13 protein-coding genes are annotated in these 15,302 nt (G+C 75.3%); 9 read left to right on the forward strand and 4 right to left on the reverse strand.

Annotation, left to right across the window (positions count from 1 at the left end; all coding sequences use genetic code 11):
- The first annotated feature begins 25 nt into the window (after window positions 1-25).
- Entirely contained in the window at window positions 26-835 is an 810-nt protein-coding gene (locus ACFVHV_RS33740) for an enoyl-CoA hydratase/isomerase family protein (RefSeq protein ID WP_359910578.1), read from the forward strand.
- 74 nt (window positions 836-909) lie between these two features.
- Window positions 910-1,521, forward strand: a complete 612-nt coding sequence (locus tag ACFVHV_RS33745) for a phosphatase PAP2 family protein (protein ID WP_359910575.1) — start codon at window positions 910-912, stop codon at window positions 1,519-1,521.
- Window position 1,522: 1 nt separating this feature from the next.
- Here ACFVHV_RS33745 and ACFVHV_RS33750 read toward each other — a convergent pair whose 3' ends face one another.
- Window positions 1,523-2,749 (reverse strand): acyl-CoA dehydrogenase family protein, encoded by a 1,227-nt coding sequence (locus ACFVHV_RS33750; RefSeq protein ID WP_359910572.1) that lies wholly within the window; start codon window positions 2,747-2,749, stop codon window positions 1,523-1,525.
- A gap of 134 nt (window positions 2,750-2,883) precedes the next feature.
- Here ACFVHV_RS33750 and ACFVHV_RS33755 point away from each other — a divergent pair, with 134 nt between their 5' ends.
- Together ACFVHV_RS33755 and ACFVHV_RS33760 are read left to right on the forward strand one after the other, a co-directional pair.
- Window positions 2,884-3,507 carry a TetR family transcriptional regulator gene (locus ACFVHV_RS33755; RefSeq protein ID WP_359910569.1) on the forward strand — a complete coding sequence of 208 codons (624 nt, stop codon included), beginning with the start codon at window positions 2,884-2,886 and terminating at the stop codon, window positions 3,505-3,507.
- 180 nt (window positions 3,508-3,687) lie between these two features.
- Window positions 3,688-5,145: a cellulase family glycosylhydrolase gene (locus ACFVHV_RS33760; RefSeq protein WP_380356365.1), complete on the forward strand. Its 1,458-nt coding sequence runs from the start codon at window positions 3,688-3,690 to the stop codon at window positions 5,143-5,145.
- A gap of 72 nt (window positions 5,146-5,217) precedes the next feature.
- Here the strand turns inward: ACFVHV_RS33760 and ACFVHV_RS33765 are convergent, their stop codons facing one another.
- Window positions 5,218-7,242: a M3 family metallopeptidase gene (locus ACFVHV_RS33765; RefSeq protein WP_359910564.1), complete on the reverse strand. Its 2,025-nt coding sequence runs from the start codon at window positions 7,240-7,242 to the stop codon at window positions 5,218-5,220.
- Window positions 7,243-7,483: 241 nt separating this feature from the next.
- Here ACFVHV_RS33765 and ACFVHV_RS33770 point away from each other — a divergent pair, with 241 nt between their 5' ends.
- Window positions 7,484-9,196, forward strand: a complete 1,713-nt coding sequence (locus ACFVHV_RS33770; protein ID WP_359910561.1) for a bifunctional 3'-5' exonuclease/DNA polymerase — start codon at window positions 7,484-7,486, stop codon at window positions 9,194-9,196.
- Window positions 9,197-9,226: 30 nt separating this feature from the next.
- Here the strand turns inward: ACFVHV_RS33770 and dhaM are convergent, their stop codons facing one another.
- Window positions 9,227-9,619, reverse strand: a complete 393-nt coding sequence (dhaM, locus tag ACFVHV_RS33775; protein WP_359910558.1) for a dihydroxyacetone kinase phosphoryl donor subunit DhaM — start codon at window positions 9,617-9,619, stop codon at window positions 9,227-9,229.
- Window positions 9,620-9,776: 157 nt separating this feature from the next.
- Between dhaM and dhaK the strand changes: the two genes are divergently transcribed.
- Both dhaK and dhaL read left to right on the forward strand, forming a co-directional pair.
- Window positions 9,777-10,769, forward strand: coding sequence for a dihydroxyacetone kinase subunit DhaK (gene dhaK / locus ACFVHV_RS33780; protein WP_359910555.1), 993 nt, complete (start codon window positions 9,777-9,779; stop codon window positions 10,767-10,769).
- A gap of 20 nt (window positions 10,770-10,789) precedes the next feature.
- Entirely contained in the window at window positions 10,790-11,416 is a 627-nt protein-coding gene (gene dhaL, locus ACFVHV_RS33785) for a dihydroxyacetone kinase subunit DhaL (protein ID WP_380356369.1), read from the forward strand.
- A gap of 266 nt (window positions 11,417-11,682) precedes the next feature.
- Here the strand turns inward: dhaL and ACFVHV_RS33790 are convergent, their stop codons facing one another.
- On the reverse strand, window positions 11,683-12,855 hold the full coding sequence (locus ACFVHV_RS33790) for a PP2C family protein-serine/threonine phosphatase (RefSeq protein ID WP_380356372.1): 1,173 nt from the start codon (window positions 12,853-12,855) through the stop codon (window positions 11,683-11,685).
- Window positions 12,856-13,037: 182 nt separating this feature from the next.
- Between ACFVHV_RS33790 and ACFVHV_RS33795 the strand changes: the two genes are divergently transcribed.
- Window positions 13,038-13,256: a cation transporter gene (locus ACFVHV_RS33795; RefSeq protein ID WP_359910546.1), complete on the forward strand. Its 219-nt coding sequence runs from the start codon at window positions 13,038-13,040 to the stop codon at window positions 13,254-13,256.
- A gap of 65 nt (window positions 13,257-13,321) precedes the next feature.
- Window positions 13,322-15,302, forward strand: a 1,981-nt coding sequence (locus ACFVHV_RS33800; RefSeq protein WP_380356374.1) for a heavy metal translocating P-type ATPase, incomplete at its 3' end; no start/stop codon positions are given.

The following is a 15,302-nucleotide window of genomic DNA, read 5'->3' on the forward strand; positions in this document are numbered from 1 at the left end:
GCACCACGACCGACCGGAGGTGCGCATGGACCAGCCGCTGCTCACGCGGGACCGCTCCGCCCTGCCCGCGCAGGCCGAGGGCCTCAACGCGTACGTCGGCGAGGACGGCGTCGCCGTCCTGGAGTTCGCCCGCCCGCACCGCCGCAACGCGGTGACCCTGGCGATCTGGCAGGCGCTGCCCAAGGTGCTGGAGCAGTTGGCCGGCCACGAGGGCGTGCGCGTCCTGCTGCTCACCGGCGCCGGCAACACCTTCAGCGCGGGCGCGGACATCGCCGAACTCTCCGAGGTGTACGGCGATCCGGACCGCGCGGAGGCCTACCACGCGACCAACGTCGCCGCCGAGGAGGCGCTGGCGGCCTTCCCGCACCCGACCCTCGCCGTGGTGCACGGCGCCTGCGTCGGCGGCGGCTGCCAGCTCGCCGTCGCCTGCGACCTGCGGTTCGTCGCCGAGGACGCCCGGCTCGGGATCACCCCGGCCAAGCTCGGCGTGGTCTACTCGGCGGTGCCGACCGTACGGCTGTCCCGGCTGATCGGCCCGGCCCGGGCCAAGTACCTGCTGTTCTCCGGCGAGTTGGTGGCCGGCCGGGACGCCCTGCCGCTGGGCCTCGCCGAACGCGTCCTGCCGGACGCCGAACTGGACGCCGCCGCACTGGACTTCGCCCGGGTGCTGACCCTCCGCTCGACCCAGACCATCGGCGCGGCCAAGGCCGTCCTGGACGCCCCGCCCGAGCGGGCGGACGAGGTCCTGGCCCCCTGGCTGCTCCGCGCCCGGGAGGGCTCGGACATCCGCGAGGGCCTGACGGCCTTCCTGGAGGGCCGCCCCGCCCGGTTCTGAGCCGGGCCGCACCACCACCCGTACGACCCCGTCCGCCCCGTCCGCCCCTTCACGCCCCCGGAGCACCCACCCCGATGACGACCGAGGCCGAGGCCGCGCCCGCCGCCCCCACCAGCCGGACGATCTGGGCCCGCCGGATCACCGACGGCCTGGAGCCGAAGAACGTGATCGTCGCGCTGCTCCCGGTGCTGGGCGGCCTCCGCTACGGCCTGCCGGGCATCGGCTGGGCGCTGTTCGCCGTCCTGTTCGCCGCCGTCGTCCCGACCCTGATCATCCGGCACGGCATGCGCAAGGGCACCGTGGCGGACCGCCACGTCGGCCACCGGCAGCGCCGGCTGACCGTCTTCCCGCTCATCATGGGCTCGGTGCTGCTCAGCTTCGCGGTGATGATCGGTCTGGACGCCCCGACCGACCTGACCGCGCTGGTCCTGGCGATGTTCGCCTCGCTGGTCCCGATCCTGGTGATCACCGCCTGGTGGAAGGTCTCCGTCCACACCGCCGTGGCCACCGGCGCGGTGGTCTGCCTCGCCATCGCACTGGGCCCGCTCTGGCTGCTGCTCGCTCCGCTGGTTCCGGCGATCGGCTGGTCCCGGGTGGTGCTGCGGGACCACACCGCCGCGCAGACGGTCGTCGGCGCGGCGGTGGGCGCGCTCACCGCCGGGCTCACCTTCTGGCTGGCCCGCTGAGTCAGCGGATCGGCACCCCCGAGATCGCCCGGGCGATCACCAGCCGCTGGATCTCGCTGGTCCCCTCGAAGATCGAGTAGATCGCGCTGTCCCGGTGCATCCGCTCCACCGGGTACTCCCGGGTGAAGCCGTTGCCGCCGAGGATCTGCATCGCCTGCGCGGTCACGAACTTGGCGGTCTCACCGGCGTACAGCTTGGACATCGAGCCCTCGGCCGCCGTGAAGGGCTGGTTGTCGGCCGCCATCCAGGAGGCCCGCCACACCAGCAGCCGGGCCGCGTCGATCCGGGTCCTCATGTCGGCGAGCTGGAAGGCCACGCCCTGGTTGTCGATGATCGGCCGGCCGAACTGCTCGCGCGTCCTCGCGTAGTCCAGCGCCACCTCGTACGCGGCCCGGGCGATGCCGATCGCCTGCGCGCCGACGGCCGGGCGGGAGGCCTCGAAGGTGGCCATCGCCGCGTTGCCCCTGCCCCCCGGGCGCTTGACGCCCTCGCGGGCCCGGGCCAGGCGCTCGTCCAGCTTCTCCTTGCCGCCGAGCAGGCAGCTGCCGGGCACCCGGACGCCGTCCAGCACGACCTCGGCGGTGTGCGAGGCGCGGATGCCGTGCTTCTTGAACTTCTGGCCCTGGCTCAGTCCGGGGGTGCCGGGCGGGACGACGAAGGAGGCCTGGCCCTTCGCGCCGAGCGCCGGGTCGACGGTGGCGACCACCACGTGGACGGCGGCTATCCCGCCGTTGGTGGCCCAGGTCTTGGTGCCGTTCAGCACCCACTCGTCCGCGGCCTCGTCGTACACCGCCCGGGTGCGCAGCGCCGAGACGTCGGAGCCGGCGTCCGGCTCGGAGGAGCAGAAGGCCGCCACCTTGACGTCCTCCGGCGTGCCGAACATCTGCGGGGTCCAGGTGCCGATCTGCTCGTCGGTGCCGTTGGCCAGCACCGCGACGGCGGCCAGGGTGGTGCCGACGATGGACAGCCCGATGCCGGCGTCGCCCCAGAACAGTTCCTCCATGGCGATCGGGATGCCGACGCCGGAGGGGTCGAAGTACTGCTGGGCGTAGAAGTCCAGCGAGTAGATGCCCAGCTTGGCGGCCTCCTGGATGACCGGCCAGGGGGTCTCCTCGCGCTCGTCCCACTCGGCCGCGGCCGGGCGCATCACGTCGGCGGCGAAGCCGTGCAGCCAGTCGCGTACGGCGAGCTGGTCCGCGCCCGGGTCCAGCGAGAACGTGCTGCTCATGGTGCGTGCCTCCGAAGACGTGTGCGGCCGACCGGGGTGTTACCTCGGGTAACATCGTGGGAGTCTGCTACTGATTGGTAACCGGTGTCAACGCCCAGGCAGACCCCGCCGAACCCGATCCCGAGGAGCAGCGCATGTCCCGAGAGCCCCGCCGCGAGCAGCTGCTCAACGCCGCCGACCGGGTCATCCAGCGCGAGGGGCCGAGCGCCAGCATGAACGCCATCGCCGCCGAGGCCGGGATCACCAAACCGATCCTCTACCGCCACTTCGGCGACCGGAACGGCCTGATCAGAGCCCTGACCGAACGTCACACCGGCGGGCTGCTCGCCGCCGTCCGGGCCGCCCTCGCCGAGCCGCTGGAACGCCGCGACCGGGTCGAACACGTCCTGGACACCTACCTCGCCGGCATCGAGGCCCGCCCCCAGGTCTACCGGCTGCTCACCCACCCCGAGCCCGGCGACCCCAGCAGCGCGGGCAACGCGCTCGCCCCCGCGCTCAAGCAGATCGCCGAGGAGATCACCCGGGCCGTGCAGAGCCAGGTCGACCTCGGCGCCGACCGCGACCTGCTCGCCGAAGCCTGGGGCCGCGGCATCACCGGCATGGTGCTGGCCGCCGGGGACTGGTGGCTGGAGACCAGGCCCTGCTCCCGCACCCGGATGGTGCAGGCGCTGGCCGACCTGCTCTGGGGCCGGCTCGCCGCCGCCGCGGACCTGCCGACCGCCGTCCCACCGACCGCACCCGAGCCGACCGCCGACTGAGGCCCGCGTCGCCCGACAGCGTCCGCCGACCGGAGCGCCCCTCCCCCGCGCCGTCCGCCGTCCGCCGACCGCCGACCGCCGACCGCCGAGGGAACCGCCCGGTGCCCGAACTCTTGTGCCGCGCACGACAGTCCGGGCATCATCGGGCCCCACCCCCACCCCTGCCGTGCGAGGTCCCCGATGCGCCTGCGCCGCACCGCCGTCGCCCTGCTGCTCGCCGCCACCGCCGTCCTCACCGCCGTCCCGGCCTCGGCCCACGGCGGGCAGCCGGGCCGTTCCCCCGCCCCGGACCGCTTCCCCACCGGCACGGTCACCGCCGCCGACGGCCGCACCTCCCTCACCGACGTCCAGGGCCGCCGGCTGCGGCTGCGCGGCTTCAACCTCGACAAGTACGCCGAGGCCACCCCCGCCGACCTCGACTCCGTCGCCGCCCAGGGCTTCACCCTGGTCCGGCTGCCGGCCTCCTGGACGAGGCTGGAGCCCGAGCGGGGCCGCCTCGACCCCGCCGAACTGCAGCGCGTGCGGCGGCTCCTCGACCGGGCCGACCGGCTGGGCCTGCTGGTCCTGATCGACTTCCACCAGGACGTCTACGGGCCGAAGTTCGGCGGCGGCACCAACGGCGTGCCCGTCTGGGCCACCCGGGACGACGACCTGCCGTTCACCCCCGACCCGGACGACTGGTTCGCCGGCTACTTCCAGCCCGCCGTCCAGGCCGCCTTCCGGCACCTCTACGACGACCCCGACCTGCGCGCCTGGCAGGCCGACTTCTACACCCGGCTCGCCCGCGAACTGCGCGGCCACAGCTCACTGCTGGGCTACGACCTGTTCAACGAGCCGTTCGGCCCGGTGGACGGCGACCCGAGCGACCCGGCCGTGCTGGCCGCCGCCTCGGCCGCCCTGGAGCAGGGCCGGCTCGCCGACATGTACCGCCGCCTGATCACGGCCGTGCGCCGGGTCGACTCCCGCTCCTGGCTGTTCGTGGAGCCGACCGTGCTGGTCGGCCAGGGCGTGCCCACCCGGCTGCCCGGCTTCGCCGACCCGCGCCCCGGCGCACCCCGGCTCGGCTACGCGCCGCACTTCTACGACACCGCGGTCGAGGGCGGCGCCGACTGGGACCCGGCCGGCGGCTTCGTGGAGCAGTACACCGCCGCGATCACCGGCTACCCGGCCGCCCACCGCCTGCCCGTCCTGGTCGGCGAGTGGGGCCCGCCGAACTCCCGCACCCCGGGCAACGCCGAGCTGGTCCGCCGTCAGGTCGCCGCGATGGAGGGCTTCGCCGAGGGCTGGACGATGTGGTACTGGTGCCGGGGCAACGGCGGCTACTGCGCGCTCGACCCGGCCGGACGCCCCGCCCCCGGCGACGAACCCGCCTTCGGCCCGTACCCGGTGGCCGTCGCGGGCACCGAGGTCCGGACGGCCGCCACCACCGTGGGCTGGCGCTCGGACGGCACCGGGCGCGGCAGCGAGATCCTGCTGCCCCCGGCCGCGTTCCCGCGCGGGGCCGATGTCACCGTCGCCCCCGCCGGCGCCCGGGTCGAGGTCGAACAGCCGACCGGCGGGCGGGCGGGAACCGTACGTGTCCGGCTCCCGCACGCCCACCGGGGCACAACCGTGACGGTCACGCTCACCGCTCGATGAGCGGGCCGAGCGGAACGAACGGAACAAGCGGGCCGAGCGGAACGACCGGGCCGAGCAGCATGCGCGGGCCGGTCACGCCAGTCCCCGGCGGGCCAGCAGCGGCCCGGTCTCCGGCGCCCGGCCGACCACCGCACGGAAGGACTCCAGCGGGTCCCGGCTGAACCCGCGCGCCAGCAGCTCCCGCCGGAACAGCTCGCCGCTCTCCCGCACCGGGCGCCCGTTGCCCTCGAACCACTGCACGGTGTCGGCGTCCAGCACCTCCGACCAGATGTACGCGTAGTACGCCGCGCTGTAGCCGCTGGAGAAGATGTGCTGGAAGTACGCCGTCCGGTAGCGCGGCGGGATCGCGTCCACCGCGATCCCGGCCGCCGCGAGCGCCCGCGCCTCGAACTCCTCGGCGTCCGCGATCTCCTCGCCCTGCGGCACGGTGTGCCAGGCCCAGTCCAGCAGCGTGGCCGCCAGGTACTCGACCGTCCGGAAGCCCTGCCCGAAGCCCTCGGCCGCCGTCATCCGCTCGACCAGCTCGGCCGGCAGCGGCTCCCCGGTCGCGTGGTGGCGGGCGTAGTTGGCCAGCACCTCGGGCCGGACCATCCACATCTCGTTGACCTGCGAGGGGAACTCGACGAAGTCCCGTGGCACCGAGGTGCCCGAGAACAGCGGGTAGCGCACGTCCGAGAACAGCCCGTGCAGCGCGTGCCCGAACTCGTGGAACAGCGTGCGCACCTCGTCCCAGTCCATCAGCACCGGCTCGCCGGGCGCCGGACGCGGGATGTTGAGGTTGTTCAGCACCACCGACCGCTGCCCGGTCAGCCCGGACTGGGAGACCAGCGCGTCCATCCAGGCGCCGCCGCGCTTGGACGCCCGGGCGTGGAAGTCGCCGATGAACAGGCCCAGCGGGCTGCCGTCCTCCTCGAACACCTCGAAGACCCGGGCGTCCGGGTGGTGGGCCGTCAGGTCCGGCCGCTCGGTGAAGCTCACCCCGTACGCCAGGTTCGCGGCGAAGAAGACGCCGTCCCGCAGCACCCGCTCCAGCTCGAAGTACGGGCGCAGCACCGCCGCGTCCACCTGGTAGGAGCTCTGCCGGACCTTCTCCGAGTAGTACGCCCAGTCGTGCGCGGCGAGCTCCCCGATCCCGTCCGCGGCGGCCGCCCGGGCCAGCTCCCCGGCCTCCCGCCGGGCCATCGCCACGGCCGGGCCGACCAGCCGGGACAGCAGGCCGGAGACCGCCTCGACGGTGCCGGACGTCTCGTCCGCCACCACGTACGCGGCGTGGCTCGGGTACCCCAGCAGCGCGGCCCGCTCGGCGCGCAGCGCCGCCATCCGGATCGCCAGCGGGCCGTTGTCCTCGGCGCCCCGGCCGAGCGAGGCGGCCAGCAGCCGCTCGCGCACCGAGCGGTCGTCGAGCCGGGCCAGCTCGGCCTGGCCGGAGGTGCTCCGCAGGCTCAGCACGTAGCCGCCCGGGCGGCCGAGCACCCGGGCGTTCTCCGCGGCCCCGGCGACGGCGCCCTCGGACAGTCCGGCCAGTTCCCCGGCGGATTCCAGCACCAGCGCGGCGGAGCGGGTGGCGGCGTTCACGTTCTGCTGGAACGTCGTTCCGAGCGCCGCGAGTTCGGCGTTCAGCTCGCGCAGCCGGGCCTGCTCGGCCTCGCCCAGCCGGGCACCGGAGCGCACGAAGGCGGTGTACCGGCGCTCCAGCAGCCGCAGCGACTCCGGGTCCAGTCCGAGCCCGGCGCGGGCCTCGTGGAGCGCCTCGATCCGGGCGAACAGCGCGAGGTCCAGGTGGATGGCGTCGTGGTGGGCGGCGAGCAGCGGGCTGACCTTCGCCTCCACCTCGTCCAGCACGTCGGTGGTGTCCGAGGAGGACTGGTTGCGGAACACCGCGTCGACCCGGCGCAGCAGCTCCCCGGAGCGCTCCAGGGCCACCAGGGTGTTCTCGAAGGTCGGCAGGCTCCGGTCGGCGGTGATCGCCGCGATCTCGGCCAGCTGCTCGGCCATTCCCCGCTCGTACGCGGGCAGGTAGTGCTCCTCGCGGATCTCGGCGAACGGCGGGAGCTCGTAGACCAGCGGACTGGCCTGGAAGAACGGGTTCTCGGTCATTTCGCGAACCCTACGCCGTGTCACCCGCGCTGCCCACGCGGTTCACCACCCCTGCGGAACACCCGCCGGGGCCCGTCCCGCCGGGCGCCGCCGTGCCCGCCTGCCACGCGTTGTCACACCCACCCGTTAACGTCGACGGCGCGGGCCCGTCGGTCGCGGGCCGCCGCGCGCCCGCCCGCGGGCCCGCACCCCCGTACCCGTCCCCGCACGCCCGACCGCGCGCCGGAGAGGAGCAGCCCCCGTGGCACCCAGGACCGCCCTCGCGCCCGACCCGCACGGCCCCGGCGGCCGGCTCCAGGCACTGGACGACGCGGGCGCCCCGCTCGGCCCGCCGGAGGCCGTCCGCGACCTCGCCACCGCCGTCGCCGCCCGGGAGGCCGCCGACCACCCGCGCTGGGTCTGGGCCGCCACCGACTCCGGGTACGCCCCGCTGCTGCCGAAGCTGCCCGACCGGCTCGCCCGCTGCCACGACCTGCGGCTGGTCGAGGCGCTGCTGCTGGCGCACGAGGGCCGGTTCGGCGCGCCCCGGTCGCTCGGCGCCGCCTGGGCGCGGCTGCGCGGCCTGCCCGTCCCGGCGGACCTGCCCGAACCGGGCCTGTCCGACGCCGACGACGGCCAGGACACCCTGTTCGCCCCCGACCGGCTGCAACTGCCGCCCGGCGCCGACCCGTTGGCGGCCGTGGTCGCCGTCCACGCGGAACAGCAGCGCCGGATCGCCGCCCTCGCCGACCCGGGCGCCCGGCAGCGGTTCCGGCTGCTGGTCGCCGCCGAGTCGGCCGGCGCCCTGGTGGCCGCCGAGATGGCCCACGACGGCCTGCCCTGGCGGGCCGACGTCCACGACCACCTGCTCACCGAGCTGCTCGGCCCCCGCCCGACCGTCCCCGGCACCCAGCCCAGGATCCTCGCCGAGCTCGCCGTCGACCTCCAGCAGGCGCTCGGCGCCAAGCCCTTCAACCCCGACTCCCACACCCAGGTGCTGCGCGCCTTCGCCGAGGCGGGCATCCAGCTCGGCTCCACCCGCTCCTGGGAGCTCAAGGGCATCGACCACCCGGCCGCGCAGCTGCTGGTCCGCTACAAGGAGCTGTCCCGGATCCACGTCGCGCACGGCTGGGCCTGGCAGGACGCCTGGGCCCGCGGCGGCCGCTTCCGGCCCGAGTACGTGGTCGGCGGCGTGGTCTCCGGCCGCTGGGCCAGCCGCGGCGGCGGCGCCCTGCAGATCCCGCGGATCCTGCGCCGCGCCGTGGTCGCCGACCCGGGCTGGCTGCTGGTCGTCGCCGACGCCGCCCAGCTGGAGCCCCGGGTGCTCGCCGCGCTCTCCCAGGACGCCGGGCTGGCCCGCACCGCCGCCGGCGGCGACCTGTACGAGGCGCTCGCCGCCCACGCCTTCCAGGGCGACCGGGACAAGGCCAAGCTCGGCCTGCTCGGCGCCATGTACGGCCAGACCAGCGGCGACATCGGCCCGCTGCTCAACACCCTGCACCGGCGCTACCCGGCCGCGATGGGCTACGTCGAGGCCGCCGCCCGCACCGGCGAGGACGGCGGCGTGGTCGCCTCCCGGCTCGGCCGGGTCTGCCCGCCGGCCTCCGCCGACTTCCTCGACCTCACCGAGGGGGACGCCGCGGGCGAGGCCGGCGGCCGCACCGCCCGCGCCCGCGGCCGGTTCACCCGCAACTTCGTCATCCAGGCCAGCGCCGCCGACTGGGCGCTGGCCCTGCTCGCCGCGCTGCGCCGCCGGCTGAACGACCTGCCGGCGTCCGGCCCGGCGGACCGCCCGCACCTGGTGTTCTTCCAGCACGACGAGGTGGTCGTGCACACCCCGGCGAACCTCGCCGACGAGGTGGCCGCCGCCGTCGCCGAGTCGGCCGAGGAGGCCCGCCGGCTGGTGTTCGGCGACACCCCGGTGCGCTTCCCGCTCAGCACGGCGGTGGTGGACTGCTACGCGGACGCCAAGTGAGCGGACTCCGAGTGAGCGGACTCCGGACGCTCAGAGCTTCCTGAACCCGCGCGCGTCCTCGGCCGCCGCGACCACCTCGGCCAGGTCCGCCCCGGTCGAGGCGGTGACGGCGGCGGCCACCGCGCCCTCCACGAACGGCGCGTCCGCCAGCCGCACGCCCGGGCGCGGCTCGTCCTCCAGCACCGTGACGGCGGTGAGCACCGAGCTGCCGAGGTCCGGCAGCACGACCACGCCCGCCCCGGCGTCGGCCCGCGCGATCGCCCCGGCGATCAGGTCGTAGCTGGTGCCGAGCCCGCCGTCCTCGGTGCCGCCCGCGACGACCACCCGCACGCCGTCCGGGGCGAGTTCGCCGAGCAGCTCGCGCAGCCCCTCCGCGAGCCGGGCGCTGTGCGAGACCAGAACAATGCCCACGTTCTCACTCATGCGGCCGACCCTACGGCCGGAACCGACTGCTCCGGGAGAGTGATCGGAATCCCGCGTGTCGCACCCCGTGCCCCCCACCCCCGTCTGGCGTAGCGTCGGGTCCACGGCATCGACCGCCGTGGCGTCCTCACCCCGGTCACCAAGGGAGCGAAGAGCGTTGAAGAAGCTGATCAACACCCCGGAGAGCGTCCTGGAGGACGCGCTGGCCGGAATCGCCGCCGCCCATCCGGAGCTGGCGGTGGACGTCCCCAACCGGGTGATCACCCGGGCCGCCCGCCCGGCCGGTCCCAAGGTCGCGCTGATCTCCGGCGGCGGCTCCGGCCACGAGCCGCTGCACGGCGGCTTCGTCGGCCCGGGCATGCTCGACGCCGCCTGCCCCGGCGAGGTGTTCACCTCGCCCGTCCCGGACCAGATGCTGGCCGCCGCCAAGGCCGTGGAGAACGGCGCCGGCGTGGTCTTCGTGGTGAAGAACTACACCGGCGACGTGATGAACTTCGAGCTCGCCGCCGAACTCGCCGCCGAGGAGGGCCTGGAGGTCCGCACCGTCCTGGTCAACGACGACGTCGCGGTCGAGGACTCCACCTGGACGGCCGGGCGCCGGGGCACCGGCGCGACCGTGCTGGTGGAGAAGACGGCCGGCGCGCTGGCCGAGCGCGGAGCCCCGCTGGACGAGGTCGCCGCCCTGGGCGAGCGGGTCAACGCCGCCTCCCGCTCCTTCGCGATCGCGCTCACCGCGGCCACCGTCCCGGCCGCCGGCAAGCCCGGCTTCGACCTGCCCGAGGACGAGATCGAGGTCGGCGTCGGCATCCACGGCGAGCCCGGCCGCCGGCGGGAGAAGCTCCGCCCGGCCCGCGAGCTGGCCGCCGAGGTGGTCGAGACCGTCCTGGCCGACCACCACCTGACCCCGGGCGACGAGGTGATCGCCCTGCTCAACGGCCTCGGCGCGACCCCGCTGCTGGAGCTGTACGTGGTCTACGGCGAGGTCGCCGCCAGGCTCGCCGAGCGCGGCATCACGGTGGCCCGCAGCCTGGTCGGCAACTACGTCACCAGCCTCGACATGGCGGGCTTCTCGCTCACCCTCACCAAGGCCGACGCCCAGCTGCTGGAGCTCTGGGACGCCCCGGTCGACACCCCCGCCCTCAAGCGCTGAGCCGCACCGAAGGAGACCCGATGGACTTCGACACCCCGCTGGCCGAGGCCTGGATCCGAGCGATCGCCGCGGCCGTCGAGAAGGAGCAGTCCCGGCTCACCGAGCTGGACTCCGCGATCGGCGACGGCGACCACGGCAGCAACCTCCGGCGCGGCTTCGCCGCCGCGCTGACCGCCCTGGACGGCCTCCGGCCGGCCGGCCCCGGCGCCGTCCTCACCAGGACCGGCAGCACGCTCATCTCCAAGGTCGGCGGCGCCTCCGGCCCGCTCTACGGCAAGGCCTTCCGCGCCATCGGCGCCGCCCTGCCCGAACCGGCCGGTCCGGCCGACGTCGCCGAGGCCCTGTCGGCGGGCCTGGACGCGGTCCGCCTCCTCGGCAAGGCCGAACCCGGCGACAAGACCATCGTGGACGCCTGGACCCCGGCCGTCGCCGCGTTCCGCGCGGCGGCCGCCACCGGCGCCGGCCTCCCCTCGGCGGCCGCGGCGGCCGCCGACGCCGCCGAGCAGGGCGCCCGCGACACCGTCCCCCTCCGGGCCCGCAAGGGCCGCGCCTCCTACCTGGGCGAACGCAGCATCGGCCACCAGGACCCGGGTGCCGCCTCCACGGCCCTCGTCTTCCGCGCCCTCGCCGACGTCACCGCCGCCTGACCCTCACCCACCCACAGCAACCACCCCCACCCACCTCCCCCCTCACCCAACCCAGCGAGAGGGACGCGCTGCGGAAGGGGCGGCGCAGGGGGTGGCCCGGAGAGGGGCGTTGCGGGTGATTTTCAGACTGCCAACGGCGGCCAACCCCCGCCCCCAAAGTCGGCAGTCTGAAAATCATCCAGCCCCTCGGAGCGGCCACCCCCGGAGCCGCCCCGCCCCCACCCTCCCGAAAGCCCCCACCCACAAGCCCGCCCCGCAGGGGCCCCTCACCCGTCCGTCCGCGCGATCAGCAGGAGCAACGCGTCGTCCCGCAGCTCCCCGCCGGTGTGCGCCAGCAGGTCCGCGTACACCCGGCCCACCGCGGCCTCCAGCTCCCCCTCCGAGCGCGCGGCTCCCCGCACCAGCTGCCCGACCCGCTCCGCCAGCGGGTAGAACTCCCCGCTCGTGCGGTGCCGCGCCTCGATCACCCCGTCCGTGCAGAGCACCAGCACGTCCTCCTCGCCGAACGGCTGCCCCCAGGTGGTCGGCTCCCCCGCCGCCAGCCGGCCGAGGCCCAGCGGCACCCAGGGGTCGGGCGCGTGCAGCACCTGCGCCCGCCCCTCGGGGTCCACCCGGATCGGCGGCACGTGGCCGTACTGCAGCAGTTCCATCGCCCCCGGCGTACGGAACTCCGCGAACAGTGCCGTGGTGAACTCCCCGTCCGGCACGTGCCGTTCGACGCTGGCCTCGATCCGCGCCGCGACGCCCCGCAGCCCGGCCTCGTCGTAGGCCGCCTCGCGGAACGCGCCCAGCACCACGGCCGCGGTCTGCACCGCCGCCAGTCCCTTGCCCCGGACGTCCCCGACCGCGACCCGGGTGCCGTGCGGCGTCTCCAGCACCGAGTACAGGTCGCCGCCGATCCGTGAGGCGTCCGCCGCCGACACGTACCGCACCGCGAGCCGCAGCGGTCCGACGGTCGGCCCGGGCAGCTGCAGCAGCGCCCGCTGGGCGGCCTCGGCGACGGAGCTGACGGCCGCGAAGGCCGCCGCGCGCCGCATCCGGATCTTGGCGACCCAGGCCGAGAACAGCGTCAGGACGACGTAGCTGACCATCGCCCCGTACAGGAAGCGGGCGTCGTTGATGTTGTCGACCTCGTCGTAGTGGCTGAGCCCGAACACCGTGACCAGCCCGAACGCGCAGACCAGGAGCAGCTCGCCGGGTTTCAGGGTCAGCGCCGCGATGGTCGGCACCACGGTCATCAGCGGAGCCAGGTAGCGGTCCTTGCCGGAGAGGAAGTCCGCGAGCCCGACCAGCAGGACGGCGATCAGCGCGGGCGTGGCGCGCCGCCAGAACGGGACGTCCTGGAGGTCGGCGGCGAGCAGGGCGCCGCGCTGCCGGTCCGGCGGCAGTCCGGCTGCCGTGGGGGCCGAGGGAGACTGGGCGCGGCGGAGCGGAAACACATATCGAACATAAGGGACGATCACGGAGGAGGCCCGACCGGCCCGGCTCCCCGCGCTGCGGAGCATTCCGCCCCGCCGTCTCCGGGAATACCCTGGAGGGGTATGGTGTTGTCGCAAGAGCCGTTGCCAGCGCCGCGTCCCGGACGAACACCCGGGCCGCCCGGACCTCCCGGAGGCCTCCGATGTCCACCACCGTCACCTACACCGTGTCCGGCATGAGCTGCGGCCACTGCGAGAAGGCGATCAGCGAGGAGGTCTCCGCGCTGGCCGGGGTCACCGGGGTCGCCGCCGACTCCACCGCCGGTACCGTGACGATCTCCTCCGCCGCCCCGTTGGACGACGAGCAGGTGCGCGCCGCGATCGACGAGGCCGGCTACGAGCTGGTCGGCCGCAGCGCCTGACCCACCCGGCACGGCGGGGGCGCCGCGGCGCCCCCGCCGGCCGCCCGACCGAGGAGCTGATCCGCATGAGCACGTCCACCCCGGACCTCGGGGCCCGGGACCGGGTCGAGCTGTCGATCGGCGGGATGACCTGCGCCTCCTGCGCCGCCCGGATCGAGAAGAAGCTCAACCGGATGGACGGCGTCGAGGCCACCGTCAACTTCGCCACCGAGAAGGCCCGGGTCGACTTCGGCCCCGGCACCACGGTCGAGGAGCTGATCGCCACCGTCGAGCGCACCGGCTACACCGCCGAGGTCCCCCCGCCGCCGGCGCCCGCCGCCCCCGAACCCGAGCGGACCGCTCCGACCGGGCACCCCGACACCCTGCGGGACCGGCTGCTGATCAGCACCGTCCTCAGCGTCCCGGTGGTCCTGCTGTCGATGGTGCCGGCCCTCCAGTTCGACAACTGGCAGTGGCTGGCCTTCGCGCTCACCGGCCCGGTCGTGGTCTACGGCGGCCTGCCCTTCCACCGCGCCGCCTGGACCAACCTGCGGCACGGCGCCGCCACCATGGACACCCTGGTCTCGCTCGGCACCCTGGCCGCCTTCGGCTGGTCCTGCTGGGCCCTGTTCCTGGGCCACGCCGGCATGCCCGGGATGCACCACGACTTCTCGCTGTCCGTCGGCGACACCGACGCCTCCGCCACGCTCTACCTGGAGACCGCCGCCGCCGTCACCGTGCTGATCCTGCTCGGCCGCCACCTGGAGGCCCGCTCCAAGCGCCGGGCCGGCGCCGCCCTGCACGCCCTGCTCGACCTCGGCGCCAAGGACGTCGCCGTCCTGCGGGCCGGCCGGGAGGTACGGCTGCCGGTGGACCGGCTGACGGTCGGCACCCGCTTCGTGGTCCGCCCCGGCGAGAAGATCGCCACCGACGGCGTGGTGGTCGAGGGCGCCTCGGCCGTGGACGCCTCGATGCTCACCGGCGAGTCCGTCCCGGTCGAGGTCACCGTCGGCGACGCCGTCACCGGCGCCACCGTCAACGCGGGCGGGCGCCTGGTGGTCGAGGCCACCCGGGTCGGCGCCGACACCCGGCTGTCCCGGATGGCCCGGCTGGTCGAGGAGGCCCAGAACGGCAAAGCCGCCGCCCAGCGGCTGGCCGACCGGATCTCCGCCGTCTTCGTCCCGGTCGTCATCCTGATCGCCCTGACCACCCTGGTGGTCTGGCTGCTGGCCACCGACAGCCCCACCGAGGCCTTCACCGCCGCCGTCGCCGTGCTGATCATCGCCTGCCCGTGCGCCCTGGGCCTGGCCACCCCGACCGCGCTCATGGTCGGCACCGGCCGCGGCGCCCAGCTCGGCATCCTGATCAAGGGCCCCGAGGTGCTGGAGACCACCCGCAAGGTCGACACCGTCGTCCTCGACAAGACCGGCACCGTCACCGCCGGCCGGATGGCCCTGCTCGCGGTGCACACCGCCGAGGGCGTGGACCGGGCCGAGGCGCTGCGACTGGCCGGCGCCGTCGAGCACGCCTCCGAGCACCCGATCGCCCGGGCGGTCGCCGAGGCCGCCGCCGAGGCCGGCGAACTGCCCGCCGTCACGGACTTCCGCAACGTGCCCGGACGGGGCGTGGAGGGGGTCGTGGCGGGCCGCACGGTGGTCGCCGGGCGCGAGGCCCTGCTGGCCGACCGCGCACAGCACCTGCCGCCCTCCCTGGCCCGCGCCAAGTCCGCCGCCGAGGCGGCCGGCCGCACCGCGATCGCGGTCGGCTGGGACGGCGAGGCACGGGCCGTGCTGGAGGTCGCCGACGCGGTCAGGCCGACCAGCGCCGAGGCGATCGGCAAGCTGCGCGCACTGGGCCTGACCCCGGTGCTGCTCACCGGCGACAACCGGGCGGTGGCCGAGGCCGTGGCGGCCGAGGTCGGCATCGCGCCGGAGCACGTGATCGCCGAGGTGCTCCCCGAGGACAAGGTCTCCACCGTCAAGCGGCTGCAGGCCGAGGGCAAGGTCGTGGCGATGGTCGGCGACGGCGTCAACGACGCCGCCGCGCTCGCCCAGGCCGACCTGGGCC

Origin of the sequence: Kitasatospora sp. NPDC127116, assembly GCF_042677365.1 — a bacterium.
GTDB lineage: Bacteria > Actinomycetota > Actinomycetes > Streptomycetales > Streptomycetaceae > Kitasatospora > Kitasatospora lactacystinica.

Bases quoted from the DNA above. Each gene is read 5' to 3' on its own strand.
- ACFVHV_RS33740 (WP_359910578.1), top strand. From the start codon at position 26: ATGGACCAGCCGCTGCTCACGCGGGACCGCTCCGCCCTGCCCGCGCAG.
- ACFVHV_RS33745 (WP_359910575.1), top strand. From the start codon at position 910: ATGACGACCGAGGCCGAGGCCGCGCCCGCCGCCCCCACCAGCCGGACG.
- ACFVHV_RS33750 (WP_359910572.1), bottom strand. From the start codon at position 2,749: ATGAGCAGCACGTTCTCGCTGGACCCGGGCGCGGACCAGCTCGCCGTA.
- ACFVHV_RS33755 (WP_359910569.1), top strand. From the start codon at position 2,884: ATGTCCCGAGAGCCCCGCCGCGAGCAGCTGCTCAACGCCGCCGACCGG.
- ACFVHV_RS33760 (WP_380356365.1), top strand. From the start codon at position 3,688: ATGCGCCTGCGCCGCACCGCCGTCGCCCTGCTGCTCGCCGCCACCGCC.
- ACFVHV_RS33765 (WP_359910564.1), bottom strand. From the start codon at position 7,242: ATGACCGAGAACCCGTTCTTCCAGGCCAGTCCGCTGGTCTACGAGCTC.
- dhaM (WP_359910558.1), bottom strand. From the start codon at position 9,619: ATGAGTGAGAACGTGGGCATTGTTCTGGTCTCGCACAGCGCCCGGCTC.
- dhaL (WP_380356369.1), top strand. From the start codon at position 10,790: ATGGACTTCGACACCCCGCTGGCCGAGGCCTGGATCCGAGCGATCGCC.
- ACFVHV_RS33795 (WP_359910546.1), top strand. From the start codon at position 13,038: ATGTCCACCACCGTCACCTACACCGTGTCCGGCATGAGCTGCGGCCAC.